This window comes from Vibrio bivalvicida (genome assembly GCF_001399455.2).
Classification (GTDB): Bacteria; Pseudomonadota; Gammaproteobacteria; order Enterobacterales; family Vibrionaceae; genus Vibrio; species Vibrio bivalvicida.
In genome coordinates this window covers 656,519-674,303 of record NZ_LLEI02000021.1, presented here as the reverse complement: position 1 = coordinate 674,303, position 17,785 = coordinate 656,519, and the positions used below count along the sequence as shown (strand labels likewise).

At 43.6% G+C, this 17,785-nt stretch carries 16 protein-coding genes; 6 read left to right on the top strand and 10 right to left on the bottom strand.

Features of this window, described 5'->3' with window-relative positions; all coding sequences use genetic code 11:
- Window positions 1-235: 235 nt before the first annotated feature.
- Window positions 236-1,756 (top strand): acetaldehyde dehydrogenase ExaC, encoded by a 1,521-nt coding sequence (gene exaC, locus APB76_RS08230; RefSeq protein ID WP_054962213.1) that lies wholly within the window; start codon window positions 236-238, stop codon window positions 1,754-1,756.
- On the opposite strand, the gene APB76_RS08225 is transcribed toward exaC, so the two are convergent.
- The 3 genes from APB76_RS08225 to APB76_RS08215 form a co-directional block, all read right to left on the bottom strand.
- Window positions 1,742-1,966, bottom strand: coding sequence for a hypothetical protein (locus tag APB76_RS08225; protein ID WP_054962212.1), 225 nt, complete (start codon window positions 1,964-1,966; stop codon window positions 1,742-1,744). The two genes, exaC and APB76_RS08225, sit on opposite strands and share 15 nt — an antisense overlap.
- A 154-nt stretch (window positions 1,967-2,120) precedes the next feature.
- Window positions 2,121-2,885, bottom strand: coding sequence for a sulfite exporter TauE/SafE family protein (locus APB76_RS08220; RefSeq protein ID WP_054962211.1), 765 nt, complete (start codon window positions 2,883-2,885; stop codon window positions 2,121-2,123).
- Window positions 2,886-2,973: 88 nt separating this feature from the next.
- The gene (locus tag APB76_RS08215) at window positions 2,974-3,804 is read right to left on the bottom strand and encodes a DUF6279 family lipoprotein (protein ID WP_054962210.1); all 831 of its coding nucleotides are present in this window, start codon (window positions 3,802-3,804) and stop codon (window positions 2,974-2,976) included.
- 383 nt (window positions 3,805-4,187) lie between these two features.
- Between APB76_RS08215 and APB76_RS08210 the strand changes: the two genes are divergently transcribed.
- The 3 genes from APB76_RS08210 (at window position 4,188) to APB76_RS08200 (ending at window position 5,657) form a co-directional block, all read left to right on the top strand.
- Window positions 4,188-4,532, top strand: coding sequence for a DUF3316 domain-containing protein (locus APB76_RS08210; RefSeq protein ID WP_049846065.1), 345 nt, complete (start codon window positions 4,188-4,190; stop codon window positions 4,530-4,532).
- Between the two features lie 163 nt (window positions 4,533-4,695).
- Entirely contained in the window at window positions 4,696-5,079 is a 384-nt protein-coding gene (locus tag APB76_RS08205; RefSeq protein ID WP_054962209.1) for a cystatin domain-containing protein, read from the top strand.
- 149 nt (window positions 5,080-5,228) lie between these two features.
- Window positions 5,229-5,657, top strand: coding sequence for a DUF3010 family protein (locus tag APB76_RS08200; RefSeq protein WP_054962208.1), 429 nt, complete (start codon window positions 5,229-5,231; stop codon window positions 5,655-5,657).
- Between the two features lie 222 nt (window positions 5,658-5,879).
- Here the strand turns inward: APB76_RS08200 and choV are convergent, their stop codons facing one another.
- Genes choV through betI form a run of 6 tightly spaced genes read right to left on the bottom strand, consistent with a single transcriptional unit; the run spans window position 5,880 to window position 12,730 of the window.
- A complete protein-coding gene (gene choV, locus APB76_RS08195) occupies window positions 5,880-7,064 on the bottom strand; it encodes a choline ABC transporter ATP-binding protein (protein ID WP_054962207.1) in 1,185 nt (394 codons plus the stop codon).
- Between the two features lie 2 nt (window positions 7,065-7,066).
- Window positions 7,067-7,909, bottom strand: a complete 843-nt coding sequence (gene choW / locus APB76_RS08190) for a choline ABC transporter permease subunit (RefSeq protein ID WP_049846061.1) — start codon at window positions 7,907-7,909, stop codon at window positions 7,067-7,069.
- 50 nt (window positions 7,910-7,959) lie between these two features.
- The gene (locus APB76_RS08185) at window positions 7,960-8,898 is read right to left on the bottom strand and encodes a choline ABC transporter substrate-binding protein (protein ID WP_054962206.1); all 939 of its coding nucleotides are present in this window, start codon (window positions 8,896-8,898) and stop codon (window positions 7,960-7,962) included.
- Between the two features lie 19 nt (window positions 8,899-8,917).
- Complete coding sequence (betA, locus tag APB76_RS08180; protein WP_054962205.1) at window positions 8,918-10,627, bottom strand: choline dehydrogenase; 1,710 nt, start codon at window positions 10,625-10,627, stop codon at window positions 8,918-8,920.
- 24 nt (window positions 10,628-10,651) lie between these two features.
- Window positions 10,652-12,112 (bottom strand): betaine-aldehyde dehydrogenase, encoded by a 1,461-nt coding sequence (gene betB, locus APB76_RS08175; protein WP_054962204.1) that lies wholly within the window; start codon window positions 12,110-12,112, stop codon window positions 10,652-10,654.
- A 21-nt stretch (window positions 12,113-12,133) separates the two neighbouring features.
- Entirely contained in the window at window positions 12,134-12,730 is a 597-nt protein-coding gene (gene betI / locus APB76_RS08170; RefSeq protein ID WP_054962203.1) for a transcriptional regulator BetI, read from the bottom strand.
- A 546-nt stretch (window positions 12,731-13,276) separates the two neighbouring features.
- On the opposite strand from betI, the gene APB76_RS08165 reads away from it, so the two are divergent.
- Entirely contained in the window at window positions 13,277-16,537 is a 3,261-nt protein-coding gene (locus APB76_RS08165; RefSeq protein WP_054962202.1) for a response regulator, read from the top strand.
- Window positions 16,534-17,250 (top strand): response regulator, encoded by a 717-nt coding sequence (locus APB76_RS08160; RefSeq protein WP_054962201.1) that lies wholly within the window; start codon window positions 16,534-16,536, stop codon window positions 17,248-17,250. Before APB76_RS08165 ends, APB76_RS08160 begins: the two co-directional genes overlap by 4 nt.
- Here APB76_RS08160 and APB76_RS08155 read toward each other — a convergent pair.
- On the bottom strand, window positions 17,247-17,660 hold the full coding sequence (locus tag APB76_RS08155) for a GFA family protein (RefSeq protein ID WP_054962200.1): 414 nt from the start codon (window positions 17,658-17,660) through the stop codon (window positions 17,247-17,249). The genes APB76_RS08160 and APB76_RS08155 overlap by 4 nt on opposite strands.
- Between the last annotated feature and the right edge of the window lie 125 nt (window positions 17,661-17,785).

Here is a 17,785-nt window from a genome sequence, read left to right as displayed (position 1 = left end):
CAATTGGGTTGTACCATTTTGGAACAGTTGAACAATTCATTAACAAGCCGTTCCTCTCACCATTGTTTTAAACATGCCAGCTTAAGCCTTGACCACTCTAGCGCCTGAAAATAAATACAACAAGTTATTAACATATGGTCTGTGATTTGCGTTAACTAACACGATGCCATAAGAAGTGTTCACCTCAGTGTGATGACATCAAGCCAATAATGAATGAGAAAAATAAGGACATTTTATGATTTACGCACAACCGGGCAGCCAAAACTCCGTCGTTAACTTTAAAAGCCATTATGACAACTACATTGGGGGAAAGTGGGTAAAACCCGTTTCGGGCGAATATTTTGCTAACACCTCCCCCGTCAATGGCAAAGCATATTGTAAAGTTGCCCGTTCAGGTGAAGCGGACATTAGCCTAGCGCTTGATGCCGCTCATAATGTCAGATTAAGTTGGGCTGCTACGAGCGTAACCGAGCGCTCGAATATTCTGCTAAAGATAGCGGATCGCATTGAAGAAAACCTTGAAGAACTTGCAGTCGCTGAAACGTGGGAAAATGGTAAACCGGTACGTGAAACACTGGCGGCCGATTTACCACTCGTTGTCGATCACTTCCGTTATTTTGCCGGTTGTATCCGCGCCCAAGAAGGCAGTGCCGCTGAGCTAGATGCCAATACTGCGAGTTATCACTTCCCTGAACCCATTGGTGTCGTTGGTCAAATTATCCCATGGAACTTCCCGATGTTAATGGCGGCTTGGAAACTTGCTCCTGCTCTTGCAGCAGGCTGCTGCGTGGTGTTAAAACCTGCTGAACAAACGCCTACATCCATTCTTCTACTAATGGAAAAAATCGGTGACCTCATTCCAGCCGGAGTGATCAACGTTGTTAATGGATTTGGTAGTGAAGCAGGCCAAGCACTCGCGACGAGTAACCGCATTGCCAAACTCGCATTTACAGGCTCTACTGAAATCGGCAACCATATCCTTAAATGTGCAGCAGAGAACCTAATCCCGTCGACAGTTGAGCTTGGGGGTAAATCCCCAAATATCTATTTCCCAGATATCTTCGAACACGAAGACGAATACCTTGAAAAATGTATTGAAGGGACTTTATTGGCCTTCTTTAACCAAGGGGAAGTGTGTACCTGCCCTTCGCGGGTATTAGTGCACGAATCTGTCTATGATAAGTTCGTTGCCAAGGTGGCAGAGCGAGCTAAGAGCATCCAGCAAGGCAACCCACTTGATACCGATACCCAAGTAGGTGCGCAAGCTTCTCAAGAGCAGTTTGACAAGATCTTAAGCTACCTTGAAATTGGTCGCCAAGAAGGTGCAAAGGTTGTGTTTGGAGGTCAAGTAGCAGAGCAAAAAGACGATATTGAATCTGGTTACTACATTCAACCTACGTTGCTTGAAGGCAACAACAAGATGCGCGTGTTTCAAGAAGAGATCTTTGGTCCAGTCATTGCTATTACCAAATTCAAAGATGAAGCAGAAGCGTTGGCGATTGCCAATGACACTGAATACGGATTGGGTGCAGGGGTCTGGACTCGTGATGCGAACTTGGCTTACCGCATGGGCCGAAACATAGAAGCTGGACGTATATGGATCAACTGCTACCACGCCTATCCCGCTCACGCAGCTTTCGGTGGCTACAAAAAATCGGGTATAGGACGAGAAACACACAAAATGATGCTCGACCATTACCAAAATACGAAAAACCTGTTAATCAGCTACGATGTAAACCCACTAGGTTTCTTCTAATTCGCTCTCAGAGCGCCTCGAGGCGCTCTTTTCTTGATTCCGACGCTTGAATTTATCATTGAGATAAAGAGCACCACTAGCGACAAGGGCAAGAAGCGATACAGTAAACAATGCTGGCATTTTTAGAATCCAAGCGAATGTTGCTGCAAGAAATGCTACGAAGGTAATCATGCGGCTACTAGACATGACTCTGCCGAGTTTTCTACTCATAAAGCCTCCTAATCATTGGTTAAAGTGGCCATATAAGACAAATAATTGGCCTCAACTTGACTCACTGAATTATGCCATTGAGCAAGCTAAATTAACCTAAATAGACCTCAAAATAGCTATCTGTGTGAAGGCCCGCATGCTGGTTGAGTAGTGTTTATAGATAGACGTCATAAAAAAAGTAGACCGTCATTGCCACGCTTGAAAGGGCAACAAAACCTTTCACATAGTACTGTTCAACTTGCCTAGAAACTCTTGCCGCCACATAACCGCCTGATAATGTGCCCAGCATCACCGCTCCCCCACGTAACCAGTCGATTGACCCTTCGGCAATAAACACCGCTATCGCAATGATTGAAACAGACAATGAAATCAATAATTTAAGGCCATTCATTTGGTTGATATCCGTGTACCCAGCCAACACCAAATAACTGAGTACGACTACACCAAGCCCCGCATTGAAGAAGCCTCCATATGCAGAGACGACAACTAACAGCAAAGAAACTGAACCCAACGCCCAAAATGGATGCAACGATGTCGATTTTGCCAAGCGACTCGCCAACTTATTGATTTGGCTTCCAAACAAAAAAAGAGAGGTTGCAAACAATAGTAACCAAGGGATTGCAATAAGGAACTGACTTTCCGATACGCTCAGCAATAAATACGCGCCTAACCCTCCGCCAATTAAGCTAAGAGTAATGATCAGCGTGAGAGAGGCATTTGACTTGGCAATGTCTTGACGAAAGCCGTAAGTCCCACTGAGATAGCCCGCGCATGCCGCAAAAGTATTGGTCGCATTTGCAATAACAGGAGGTACACCGACGAACATAAGTGTTGGAAAGGTGATAAAGCTCCCACCACCAGCAATGCTATTCAGTATCCCTCCTAGAACACCTGCCCCAAACAACAGAATCCATTCCATAGTGTTCGCTAAGTTGTGTTAGGAGTCTGTCACTCTAACCTGAACCCGACATCAAACAAATACCGAGTGGTGAACTTTGTGGCTTAATCTACTGAATATCTAGCGCAACTTCTTTCCAATCCTGCAATTCATCACGATAGTGCTTGGTTTGTTTAGAGGTCATTGAATTGATCACTTGTATAAGGTAACGGTTTGCGACCTGCTTATTGAAATCAATTTTTTGCTCTAGTTCTGGAGCATAGAAACTATTGGGGTTAAACATTAGCTGTCGAAATTCAGGTTGAAACTTTGCCATATCTAGCCTGTTAGATAAAAGGGCATTGACCTCGATACGCATTTTAGTCTGGTGGTGAATCCAGTCGTGGGAAGTCACATACAATTCGTCGACCCATTTATCCAATAGTATGTGTTGCTGCTTGGTAAGGTTGCCAATCCAAGTTTCCAAATTCTCTTCAATACGAGCTTTATAGCGGGCTTTAATTTCTGGGTCTGGAAGCTTTTGGTATTTCCTTTTGTATTTAGTGTGACGAACACGAATGCTGTTCATCAACTCTTCTACTTGGTCATTGGATAGCTCGCGGGCAACAGCATAAAGTTCTGGTGCAACTCTCGCGACAAGGCGCTGTGAATGTTGTTGGAACTTCACTTCCTGCACTTCAAGTTGCTCTAGCGTAAAAGTAGTGGGATCTATTGTCATTAACTCATCGAGATGTTCAATGTAATTCGGGATTTCTTCCGTTCGATGCCATTCACTCAGCACTGCAATCTTCTGACTGACTATCTCTTCCTGAGAGTCATTGAGTTCAACATAATCGTCTAAGTACTCGAGTAATAGCCAATCCATATTGTTATACACAAACTTGGTACTACATCCGGATAGAGCTAAACACACGGTTAACAGTATTCCTAGTTTTCTCATTGCTTCGTCCTGCGCAACACACTGCAAACACCATTATTCTTAACATAGACACTTTAAGTACTGGTGTCTGTAACAACAATTCTAGCAACTTCAATACCAATCTAGGTCAATTAGTATTTAAGTGCTACCAGAGCAAGCACTTAAATGCTGTTCGAAGCAAGTTTACCTACAACACACTGTAACATAGCGGCAATAGATACCCGTTGACCTAGCCATAACATTTCCACTCGGTGACTAACCCTATATTGACTTAGTCATGAGCGGGTTACAAACGTAAAGGAAAGCTTTACAAAAACTGGGCTTCTCCTTACACAGCCTGACAGACTCCTTACGCATACTGGCGTAGTATTTTACGTGAAGGTCACCCATCAGGAGAAAAGATTATGAAAAAAGTGATTCTATTGGCTTCGTTAGTTATGAGCGCGTCAGTATTTGCGTCAACCGATACAGCCTCATCAAGTACAAGCTTCACCACTGACACATACTCAACTAAGCAACAAGCTTATGATGCCGCGTTTGACCTCATGGATGAGATGAAGACAATGAACCCAGCACAATTGAAAAACAAGTTACACATTTCACAAACAAATGTCGTTTATCCAAGCGTCAAGCTAAATGATATGACGGTACAGATCGAAGAGCTAGCAAGTACACCCGGAAACATTCAGTACCAAGCAGTGCTAGATGTTGACTATCAATATAAATACCGCGAAAGCGGCAATAGCTAACCGTTTTTAGTTACACCTGTCTGCCGCTTTATCTAAAGCGGCTTTTTTATTGCATTCCCATGACTTTAAAAACTCAATTATGAGTACAATTTCATCTATTAATAGAGTCAAGATAATCCACAAGGAAAACTTGACTCAATAATGATTGAGTCATGGAGTAAACATGAAGAAAGCTATTTTATTGTCAGTAACCTGTGTAGTCATCCTTTCGGGTTGCAATCAAGCAACTTCAACCAACCAAGAGCAGACTTCAGCTATGCCACACAAACCCATGTGTAACAACGAAGCGATGCCGGGAGGTTGGCATCCTCTAGGTCACGTATCACCTGAGGTAGAAAAAGCCGTTGCTCTTGTCCTCAGCCAAATCACAACGTCTTCTCCGTTAAAGAAGATCACTGATGTACGCACTCAAGTCGTTGCTGGAATGAACTACGCTGTTGAGTTTGAACTTGAAAATGGTGAAGTTTGGAATGCGATCATTTACCAATCTCTTAACGATGAATACTCAATCACTCAAGAACCAAAGTTAGGTAAGATCTGCTCATAAAGTTGTTGTTTCGAACCTATGCTTTCTGAAGCTCAACTCTTTCTGGGCTTCTTCCCCTCTCTATTATCCTTATTATCCATGCATAAAAAGCTCGATAAGTCACAAATGGTCGATATAATGGCGTCGCTAACAAACAACTAGGTGAAAACATGAAAATTTGTGGTGTAGAGCTAAAAGGTAACGATGCGGTAATTTGTCTTCTTTCTCATGAAAATGGTGTCGTTCATTTGCCTGATTGCCGCGTAGCAAAGCTAAGCATTGGCAATGCAAACGACACACAAGAGGTAAGAAAATTCCAATTCTCTTTTGCCAAGTTGATTGAGGACTACAAAATTGAAAAAGTTGTCATTCGTCAACGCCAAACAAAAGGTAAATTTGCAGGCGGAGCGGTTGGCTTCAAGCTTGAAGCTGCGATCCAACTCATTGAAGACTTGAAAGCTGAAGTGGTCGCCCCTACAGCTATCAAGGAAAGTTTGAAAAGAAACCCACTTGGAATCCAGTTTAAAGATACGGGCCTTAAGCAATACCAAGAGCAAGCATTCACCACCGCATATGCCTGCGCTATGATGCGCGGATAGTCAAACGTTTAGATATGGCTCGCATTAGTCACGCGAGCCTTATTCGTTATAACCCCAAGCGATAGCAAAAGTGCGATAGGCACCATCAGCGCCTTACCGACTTTTTGTCCCCGTTAGTTCATCGTTACATCCAAAGAATACAAAAAGTCAGATTTAGCCAGCCTTGAGCATAGATTAAGATTTATTAATCAACGACACCTAACGAAGCGTTAGGGGAAGTAGTTAGGCAACTTGCTTGGTTTTAAAGTTACCCAGCAGTGCGTCGTAGAGTTCGTTGTCACTTAATACACCAACAAGTTCATCTTCTTCAACAAGTAATATAGGTTGGTTACTACGTTGTTTAAGCTCAATCGCTTCGCGCATCCCGATTTCAGGACTGGCTTGAACAACCATAGAGCTGTTAATGTCATCTATCGCAAGAGAATCATCATTCCAGTCAACCAGCGTTTTATTCGAATCAACCAAACTCAAGCCTTGAGGCAGTTGTTCAACCCAAAGCTCGTCTGACGAACAAATCTCCCATTGATCATTGCGTCTTGCTAGCTCTTCACGAGACTGCATTAGAGAGCGACCTTTAAGTACATTTAGTGGGTTTGTATGAGCAACAAAATCTTTCACATACTCCGTTTCTGGTGCAAGGACAATTTGTTCAGGTTTTCCATGCTGAATCAGCTTGCCTGACTCCATAATCGCGATGTTGTTGCCAATCTTAAGCGCTTCGTCTAAATCGTGACTAACAAACAGAATCGTCTTATTCAACCGACTCTGTAGTTGAAGAAGTTCATCTTGCAACTGAGCACGAATAAGTGGGTCAAGAGCAGAAAATGGTTCATCCATTAACAAGATATCGGTATCCATAGCAAACGCTCTGGCTAACCCGACGCGTTGCTGCATCCCTCCGGACAGTTCATGGGGGTATTTACTTTCCCACTCTGCTAGACCCACCATCTCTAACTGTTCACGTGCTTTTTTACGGCGCTCTGCTTTGCCCATACCTTGCATCTCCAGACCAAATGCAACATTGTCCAAAACAGTTAGCCACGGCATTAATGCAAACTTTTGAAACACCATAGAGACACGATGAGTACGCAGATGACGCAAGGTTTCTTCACTACAATCAGCGACGTCGACAATCTGGTCTCCATCCTTAATCTCTAAAGCTCCGCGGCTAATATCATTCAAGCCATTCACCGCGCGTAATAAGCTCGACTTTCCGGAACCCGATAGCCCCATTAACACACAAATCTCACCCTCTTTAATACTGAGAGAAACGTTATCAACCCCGACAACTTGCCCTGTCTTGTCAATAATTTCTTGACGAGACTTACCTTGGTCAAGGAGTGTCAATGCTTGTTCTTGTTTATCACCAAACACCACATCTAAGTTAGTAATCGTAATTGCATCCATGACTATGCCTCTTTTTGATTGGGTGTTTTGCATAAGCGGTCTAGAATAATCGCAACCAATACAATGGCTAACCCGGCCTCAAAACCTTGCGAGATGTTGACGGTATTCAGCGCACGAACCACTGGTTTACCCAGACCATCTGCACCAACTAGAGCCGCAATCACCACCATAGATAATGACAACATGATACATTGAGTAACGCCCGCCATAATACTCGGCATTGCGGCAGGTAACTCTACTTTAAACAACAGTTTCATCCGACTGGCACCAAAAGCCTTACCCGCTTCAATTAGCTCTTCAGGTACTTTAGTCATACCAAGGTAGGTTAATCGGATTGGGGCTGCAATCGCGAAGATAATGGTCGAAATTAGGCCAGGAACAATTCCTAGTCCGAACAACACTAATGTCGGAATCAGATACACAAATGTGGGTACGGTTTGCATTAAGTCAAGAACTGGCCGAAGTAACGTATACAACCACGGACGATGCGCAGCCATGATACCAATTGGAACACCAATTAATACGGAAATCGTTGTCGCTGCAAAGACAAGAACAAAGGTTTCCAGCATTTCTTGCCAATAGCCAAGATTTAAAATGGTCAATAAAGCTCCGATGACAAATATCACCAAAGGAATGCTACGGTGTAGATACCAAGCAATAGCCGCTGTCAACACTATCGGCAACGCTGGTGGCATCCACTTAAAAATATCGACAACAAAAAGAATAACGGTTTCAAGAAAGATAGAGATGGCATCAAAAAAACCCGCTGCATTGAGAGTCAACCAATCAACGCCCGTTTCCATCCACTCACCCACTGGGATTTTGTTGTTTGTAATAAAATTCACGATAGAACCTTAATTTGTCGGTGAGGTAGCGAGGCTACCCCACCGTTTTATTATGCGTTTGAGTTGATGTAGCTGTTAACTGCTGTTGCAGCATCATCGCCACTAAGCGTTTTCACGCCGTCTAACCAAGCTTCAACTTGTTGAGGGTTTTGTTTCAGCCATTGCTGTGCGGCTTTGGAAGGCTTAACATTCTGGTTAAGAATGGCTTCCATTAACGCATTTTCCATCTCCAAGCTAAATTGTAGATTTTTAAGCATTAGCCCCACATTCTGACATTCAGACAAGTAGTTTGCTCTTACGTTGGTATAGACGTTCGCGCCACCATAATTAGGGCCAAAGAATTCGTCACCGCCATCAAGGTAGGTCATCTCAACATTGCTGTTCATTGGGTGTGGCGCCCAACCTAAGTACACAATCCATTGGTTGCGGCGTACGGCGCGAGATACTTGAGAAACCATACCAGCTTCACTAGATTCAACTAGGCTAAAATCTTTCAAGCCAAAGGCATCGCTATCGATCATCGATTGGATAAGCCTGTTGCCATCGTTTTCAGGCTCAATACCATAGATTTTATCTTTAAACTTATCTGCATGTTTAGCAAGGTCAGCAAAGCTCTTCACACCTGCCTCATACACATATTTGGGCACCGCTAATGTGTACTTTGCTCCTTCTAAATTAGCGCGAACGGTTTCAACGCTGCCTGCTTCACGGTATTTAGCGATATCTCCCTCCATAGTTGGCATCCAGTTGCCGAGGAAGATATCGATATCACCGTTTGCCATCGAAGAATACGTAACAGGGACAGACAGTAAGTCGGTTTTAGTTTTATACCCCATTCCTTTTAACAGCTCAGAAGTTACCGCTGTGGTTGCAGTAATATCCGTCCAACCGACATCGGCAAAACGCACCGTTTCACATTGGTTTGCATAAGCATTCAGTGCAAACGAGCTTATTACTATAGTAGTTAGTGTTTTTGTCATCATAGACATAATGTTTTCCTTGTAATGATTACTGACTTTGTTGAGCAGATTCCACCGCTCTTTTAGGTTTATTAATTCTTTGCTGCTGTTCCCAATCAGGAGCTAACCAAACAGGTAGGTCACACGCTTTAAGCAACGGTTTGCCTAAAATCATGTCGGCAGCTCGCTCGGCAACCATGATGGTTGGCGCATTTAAGTTCCCATTTGGAATAGTCGGGAATACTGATGAATCCACGACTCGTAATCTTTCAATACCTCGAACGCGACACTCTTGATCTAGTACCGCTAGCGGATCACTATCTGAACCTATTTTGCAACTGCATGAAGGGTGGTAAGCACTTTCGACATTTTGCTTTACCCAATCATCAATCGCTTCATCTGTCGTAACACTGAACCCCGGTTGTATTTCATCACCTCGGTAAGCATCCATCGCTGGCTGTTGAAGGATTTCTCTAGTCAAGCGAATACAGTCGCGCCAATCCTGACGATCTTGCTCGGTCGCAATGTAATTAAACTCAATCTTTGGTTTCGCACTTGGATTCGCTGACGTAATTTCAACTGAGCCGCGACTTTCTGGCTTGTTTGGTCCAACATGAACTTGAAACCCATGCCCATCAAACGCGACTTGGCCATCGTATCGCATCGCAGCAGGTAAAAAGTGGTACTGAATATTTGGCCACTTAAGTCCGCTGCGAGAGCGAATAAATGCACAAGATTCAAAATGATTCGTCGCACCAAGTCCTTTGCGAGTCAGAATCCACTCTGTGCCAATTTTGGCTTTACTGACTAAGCCAAGCTTGCTGTTAAGCGTAATTGGTTGATTGCAATGGTATTGAAAATAGACTTCTAAATGGTCTTGAAGATTCTGCCCTACTCCGGGTAATTCAAGCTCTAATGCAACACCCGCTTGCTCCAGTACCGACTTTGGCCCGATGCCCGACAGTTGCAGAAGTTGCGGAGAGCCAATTGAGCCCGCACTAGAGATAATTTCTTTTTGCGCAACAATTTGTCTAACCGAGCCCGACTTTTCAAACTCAACCCCGACCGCTTTGCCATTTTCTAAGAGAATTTTCCGAGCGACTACACCTTTGACTAATGTAAGGTTAGAGCGCTTTAACGCGCGCCTTAAGTAGGCGTTAGAAGTAGATGCACGTACCCCTTTGTCAACAGTCATATGCATTGAGCCGAAACCCTCTTGCTGATAACCGTTATAGTCGGGGGTTTCTGGATAACCTGCCTCTTTACCTGCATCAATAAAAGCTTGATACAAAGGATTGAGCTGCATATCGTTACCAGCACACGTGCCCAATGGACCTTCAGCACCACGATAATCATCGCCACCGCCACTCCAAGACTCCGCGCGCTTGAAGTAAGGTAGACACGACTGGTAATTCCAACCAGCGGCGCCGTGTTGCTCCCATTCATCAAAATCACAAGCATGGCCACGAACATAAACCATACCATTAATAGACGAGCTACCCCCGAGCACTTTGCCCCGTGGGCAGTGTAGCTGACGGCCATCTAGACCTGATTCCTGCTGAGTCTCGAACTGCCATGCATACTTTTCGGTGTTCATCGGGTAAGACAAAGCGGTCGGCATCTGAATAAAAATACTCTTGTCTGTTCCACCGGCTTCGAGCAGTAAAACCTGATGTTCTCCGCTCTCACTAAGTCTGTCAGCCAATACACAACCTGCAGAGCCAGCTCCTACGATGATATAGTCGTAGTCTTGTTTCATTGTGAATCTCCGTATTCTTACAAGTTACTCGTAAGGGCTTTCGTAGCCGCCTAACTCAATCAAGACACTTTTCGTCTGCGTGTAATGGCGCAGCGTCTCCGGGCCATTTTCGCGCCCAATACCAGAATGTTTATATCCGCCTACTGGCATTTCCGCAGGTGAGTCCCCCCAAGTGTTTACCCAGCAAATTCCAGCTTGAAGTTGATGAATCACTCGATGCGCGCGAGAGATATTTTGCGTAAATACGCCTGCTGCTAGGCCATAATCGGTATTGTTTGCACGCTGGATCACTTCAGACTCATCGCTAAATTTAAGAACGGACATGACGGGGCCAAATATCTCTCCCTGAACGTGCGCCATATCGTCATCACAATCAATAAACACCGTTGGAGCCACAAAGTTTCCTTTGTCCAATCCGTTATCTTTGATTTGATAGCCACCAGTAAGCAGCGTGGCATCACTCGCCTTGGCACTTTCGATGGCGCTTAGAACTTTGTTCAGATGCTCACGTGAAATTAGCGCGCCAATCTGAGTCTCCATATCCATTGGGTTACCGACGATAAGCTTTTCAGTGCGCGCTTTGAGCTGTGCGACAAATTCATCATGCAGGGATTCATGGACAAAGACTCGAGTACCATGTGTGCAAACTTCACCTTGGGTATAGAAGTTCGCCACCATGGCTGCAGATACCGCATCATCAAGCTTGGCGTCATCGAATACGAGCATCGGAGATTTTCCGCCCAGCTCCATCGTTACCTGTTTTAATGTCTTGGCACTATCAGCCATGACCAATTTGCCTGTCCCTGATTCACCGGTGAATGACACCTTGGCAATATCAGGGTGAGCGGTCAGCATTTGCCCGACACGATGGTCGCCTTGCACAACGTTAAATACCCCACTAGGCAAACCTGCTTCAGTAAAGATTTCAGCAAGTTTAAGTACCGATAGAGGTGTCTCTTCAGAAGGTTTAAAAATCATGACATTGCCCGCAGCAAGCGCTGGAGCTGACTTCCACATTGCAATTTGAATTGGGTAATTCCATGCACCAATACCTGCACAGATCCCAAGCGGTTCACGGCGCGTGTAAAAGAACTGTGTTTCACTTAGCGGTTGTTGTTCACCCTGCATCGTAGGAGCTAAGCCAGCGAAGTACTCAATAACGTCTGCGCCTGTTTCAATGTCAACAGCGATAGCTTCTTGCAGTGGTTTACCTGTATCTGCAACTTCTAACGCAGCTAGCTCATCATTACGTTCACGTAAAATTGCTACTGCCTTTAACATTATGCGGCTACGCTCTATTGGCGACATCGCTGACCAAACTTTAAAACCACGTTTGGCAGCTTCAATCGCTAGGGCAAGGTCATGTTCACTTGCTTGTCGAATTTCAGCTAACGGCTCTCCATTGGCTGGATTAAAGGTCGTAAAAGTTTCATTAGAGGTTGCTTGGCAAGTTTTGCCATCTATAAATAGTGATTTCATTTCCATGTAAAGATCTGACTTTTGTGATTATTTATGAGAATAGAAAGTGAGCTGTTTATCTAGGTAATCATTGATGATCAATCTTGCTTTTTCTGCATCAATACCTTGTGGGTTGAGCGTCCCACGTAACCAGATACCATCAATAAGCGCAGCGATACCGTGAGCAATGATCTCTGCTTGATCCTGATTAAATAGTGCTTTCAATTCGATTCTTAGATGTGACAGTAATCGTTTTTCGTTAACCCTTTGCAAGCGTTTCAACGCTGGGTCATGAACCGAGTAGGACCAGAAGGCTAGCCAAGTTTTTGCTACCTTGTTTTCTGCTTGATAGCCGACAAAGTTTCCATCAATGATAGCGTTAATCCGTTGCTGATGAGCACCTTGTGGTAGCTTACTCAGTCTCTCAGTCACGGTAGAAGAAAGTTGACGCAATATTTCGCGCATGGTTTCTTCGAGTAACCCATGTTTACCGCCAAAGTAATGGTTAATGATTCCTGATGAGACTCCAGCTTCTTTGCTGATCAACGAAATGCTCGCTGATTGCAAACCCACTCGATCAATCACGGCCATAGTCGCTTGTACAAGCTGAGGCTTGCGTATATCAGGCATACCAACCTTTGGCATCTGTTGCTCCCTTCATTTTTAATTGAACGATCAATTAAATATAAAATGCCTCATTTTTACTTTGTACTCAAATGATTTTTCGTAAACATTGACAGAACAGCAGAAAATATCGCGTCAAATTACTATGAACTCGAAACAATCAACCAAACTCGCCCCTACCGTCACAATGAAACATAGACATTACAAAACGCTTAAAATAGAGGTGAAAACCACATAATTTCATGGAGCAAACTCATTACAAGCAAGTAACGACGCAACAAACCAACAAAGCTCGCCAAACAAATATTTAACTTACCACCTTGCCAACAAACAACGCCTATCCACGAATAATTCGCACACTAATATTTTATATTCAAAGTTATGTTCTATGAGGTTTGATAATTAAGCTTCCTTTCTTTTTATGCGTGTTCGAATACTACAATGACAGAAAACACAATGAGTTATTTCCGTTTGCTCAAGTGATTATCGCCAACTATATTATGAAATAGAACACATAAAGAGATATGAGTTCATGGACTGAAAAAGATAACAACCAAGGTTGGCACCATGAAAAATCCTTTTTCCACTATCCTTGTTAAAAAAGATAGGCTCGGCCCTCCTGCCGATGAAATTAAAAAAAGTGTCTTAGACGTCCTACCTGAAGGAATCCTTATCTGTGATGGCGTACAAGGTTCGCACTCCATCTTCTATGCTAATCCAGCTTTTGGCAGATTATTTGGATGTAAATGTTCTACTATTGTCGGACAAAACCTAACTCAATTTTACTCACCACTTCTTTCTTCTGCCGACCTCGACAAATTATGTACTGAGGCTGACAAGGGCATATGCTCAGACTTTGTTACTCGGTCACGAAACTCGACTACATGGCTCAAAGTTGATATCCAGCCTATGTATCGAGATGATGGCTCTCTCAACTACTTAGTCATAACCAATACCGATATCTCTGAGATTCAAAAAACGAAAGCGGCGCTACGAAACAGCAACCGACAACTCAAAGAATTAGTCGCCGATCAAAAAAAGCGTATTAGCGAGCATGAACTACAAATAGGTGTGATCTTTGAACAGGCCGTCGACGCAATGCTTTTGCTCAATGAAAATAATCAAATTCTTGATGCAAATGACTCCGCACTATCTCTTTTCTGTCACCAGCGTTCGGATCTGATCGGCCTAGATATCAACTCTTTACTGGGTGACATAAAACCAAGCCAAATCCATGAGCAGCTCAACCATGTTCCTATGTATCAAGAAGTTTCACTCAATCAGCTTTTCTATATACATCGTGATACTGAGATTCTCTCGCTGTCCGTTTCAGCTCGATATATCTCGGTTAAAAACTGTAAATATATACTTATAACGATTCATGACCGAAGTTCTGAATTTGACGTAAAACTTGAACTTAAAAAAAGCGAAAGTGAATTAGAAAGTGTGTTGAGAAATCTCAACCTTGCAACACAGGCAGGGGGAATTGGAATCTGGAACTGGGATTTTGAGAGCAATGAAGTTACATGGGATGAACGCATGTACGACATCTACGGCGTTGACTCTAAAACCTGCGACAACAATTATGCAATGTGGCAGGAAAGAGTACACCCAGAAGATGTCGATTTCGCAGAACAAGCCCTTTTGTCTGCGAGAGAAAATTTAAGCCAGTTTATCTCAGAATTCAGAATATTGCTTCCCAATGGGGACGTGCGCTGGGTCAAAGCCGCGGCAGACGTAGTTTTCTCAGAAAACGGCACTCTCCCAATTGGAATGGGCGGGGTCAATATAGATATCACCAAAGAAAAGAAAGCGCAGGCTTCTCTTCAACAAGAAAGTGAAATAGCCCAAGCGGCCAACGAAGCAAAGTCTATGTTCTTAGCAAATATGAGCCACGAGATCCGAACGCCCATGAATGGCGTCGTAGGCATGCTCAGTTTACTTAGCGAAAGTGAGCTTGATTCAGAACAAAGTTCTATGGTTTCCACTATCAAGGACTCTGCACTTACACTGTTACATATTATCAATGATATTCTTGATTTCTCTAAAATCGAAGCTGGGCAAATGTCACTTGAGAGCACACCTGTTGAATTGCAAAACCTGCTTGAGCGCTCTATGGACGTCTTACACCTCCAAGCAAGTAACAAAGGTATAGAAATGTACCTTACCTATGATCCTAACCTACCTAAGGTGATCATGAGTGATAGTGTTCGCATTAGTCAGATTGTGCTCAATTTACTCGGTAACGCAGTTAAGTTTACCGACAGTACAAGCGAAGTTAAGGGTAAGGTCTGGGTATCCGCTTCATTAGGCTCTAATGGCATCGCTCCTTGCATTGATTTAATGGTTGAAGACAACGGGATCGGGATGACAGAAGAGCAGTTGAAAAACCTGTTCAACGCCTTTACTCAAGCAGATACCAGCACTACTCGGCTATACGGTGGTACAGGGCTTGGATTATCAATTACCCATTCTTTACTGGATCTGATGGGTGGCAGCATCAACGTCGAAAGTCAGTTTGGAGTCAGTAGCCGATTCACTTTAGAGTTGCCTTTTATTGAAGTGGAGTCGCCTCCTACTGACTTGCTACCTCAATACATCAATGGCACACGAGTCCTTCTTGTGTCCAATGAGCAAGATGTAATTACCTTCTGCGATATCAATTTGTCCAACTACGACTGCAAAGTACACTTTGTCCCAACCATCCAGCGAGCAATCACCGTCCTCAATCACGCTGAAAAAACAGAAATTCAGATCGATGTAGTCATATTGGGGCCAGATATCTATCAAAGCTACATGAATAAAAAACTTTCCAAGTTTGAGCAAGAACAACTCGATAAGAGTAAGTTAATTCTTTTCACCTCAGATGCTGGCACCAAAACCAAGTTCTTAAATCCTAATACCTACGTCATGAACTGCAGTCCATTTAAGCCAAGTGAACTGACTACTGCGATATCTGTTGTTAAAGGCTTTATCAGCCCAGATGTCAGCCATATTGATAGTATGAGGGGTGAGCTTACTCCCGAAAAAGAACATGGTGAGCTGATACTCGTCGTCGATGATCAGCCTACCAACAGGGATGTCCTAAAGCGCCAACTAAAACATCTAGGGTATCAATGTGAACTCGCTTCCCAAGGCCAAGAGGCGCTTCGAATATGGTCAACCGGAAACTTCAATCTGATCTTAACTGATTGCCATATGCCAGTGATGGATGGCTACGAGCTGACCAAACAAATACGACAAATCGAGCGTGAGGACAAGAGCTTGGGACATACCCCCATCATTGCCATTACTGCCAACGCAATGAAAGAAGCCTCAGAGCAATGCATGACATGTGGAATGGATGACTATTTAACCAAACCCGTTGAACTAAAAAAACTCAATTCATCCATCTCCAAGTGGTTAACCCTATCGTCCCCTACGTTACAGCAAAACGATCAAGCCACCAAAAGAATGACAGAAGCGAAGTCCCCAATTTGTATGCAGTCTCTTAATGAAATACTGGGTACAATGGATGTGTCAATCGTGTTCCCTCTTCTAGAGGGTTATTGGGAGTCTGTTTCTGAAGACCTGACTTCAGCAAAACATGCTCTATCAGAACGAAACGAACGTAACCTTCAGCAGATTGCCCATGCCGCCAAGGGAGCAGCGCGCTCAGCCGGGGCACAAGCTCTGGCCGATACCTTTGAAAGAATTCAGAACATAGCGCCGCAAAAAGACTGGATAACGCTCTCAGAGAGCCTTGAGGAAAGCACGACTGAGGCAGAAAGGCTAAGAGTATATCTAATAGAACAATCGATTATCGAAAATACGGAAACCTCGTTATGAATCCATTTAATCCGCGTGACTATACGATTCTCATTGTCGAAGATCATAAATTCTCCCGCAGAGCCCTCATCAATATGCTAGTAAGAGCAGGCTATGAAAATTTACTAAGTGCTCAAAATGGTGAAGAAGCACTCTCCAAGTTAGACCATCACAAAGTTGACTTAATTATCACAGACATTAACATGCCAAAAATCAACGGGCTCGAACTTATCAAATTGGTGCGTGAAGGCAAGAGCGCGGCTGCTGATGTAACAAGTATCATCGCTGTAACAACACTTTCAGATACCGTAACCATCGCAGCTTGCATGACATTGGAAATTGATGCCTTTTTGGTTAAACCTGTCACGGTGCAAAATGCTCAAGAGCAAATAAAATCTGCTGTCTCTGAGCCAAAGCGTTTATATCAAAAGCACCTCTACGGCACAGTTTCAACAGAGGTCAACTTTGAAGTCTCAATCACAGATCCAGAACCTAACGCACCGAGAATTCGAGAGGTTTCTTCTCACGTATTTAAGATTGAAAACCTCTCCGAGCTCAAGGAAGACATGATTGTACTTGAGAACATCTGTGCAAAAACGGGGGGCTGTTTACTCAAAGCAGGAACAAAGCTTAATGCTAAATTGATCCGACGCCTAAGCGAATTAAGCACCATCATTGAAGTCCATTCTTTCTATGCCCGTTTGGATGAAACCCAGTTAGCACACGAGAACTAAGGCTGTTTGTCAAAAACTTTGGCACCTTCAGGTAATTGGTACCATTCTTGTTTCTCACTCACCCAAACGTGCACCGTGGGTTCAAAAACATCATGATTGGTTGGCGTACTGGCTTTGAGTTTGAGCTTGAGTGTTGATTGGTCATCTGGGTTGAAGTGATACACTCGGTTACCGCACTCCGGGCAGAATTTAGCATAATTTTTATTACCGCTGTCAGCTAAGCGGCGCCACTCTTTTAACTCACCACGAAATTCAATGTCATCCGCGCCAACAACGGCTGTCACACTAAATGGTGCCGTAGACAATTTTTGGCATTCTATACAGTGGCACGCAATCACCATCTTTGGTGGCTGGCTAAGTTTGTAAGAAACCTGACCACATTGACAAGAACCTTCGACTAAATAGCTCATTTCTCTCTCCTTTACATCGAAATTAGTTCACCAATTGATAACGAGGAATATCTAAAATAACAAAAGGGGATAAAGATAAGAAAGAGTTAATTAAAACAAAACTTGTCGCAAGCTTAACGATGCGA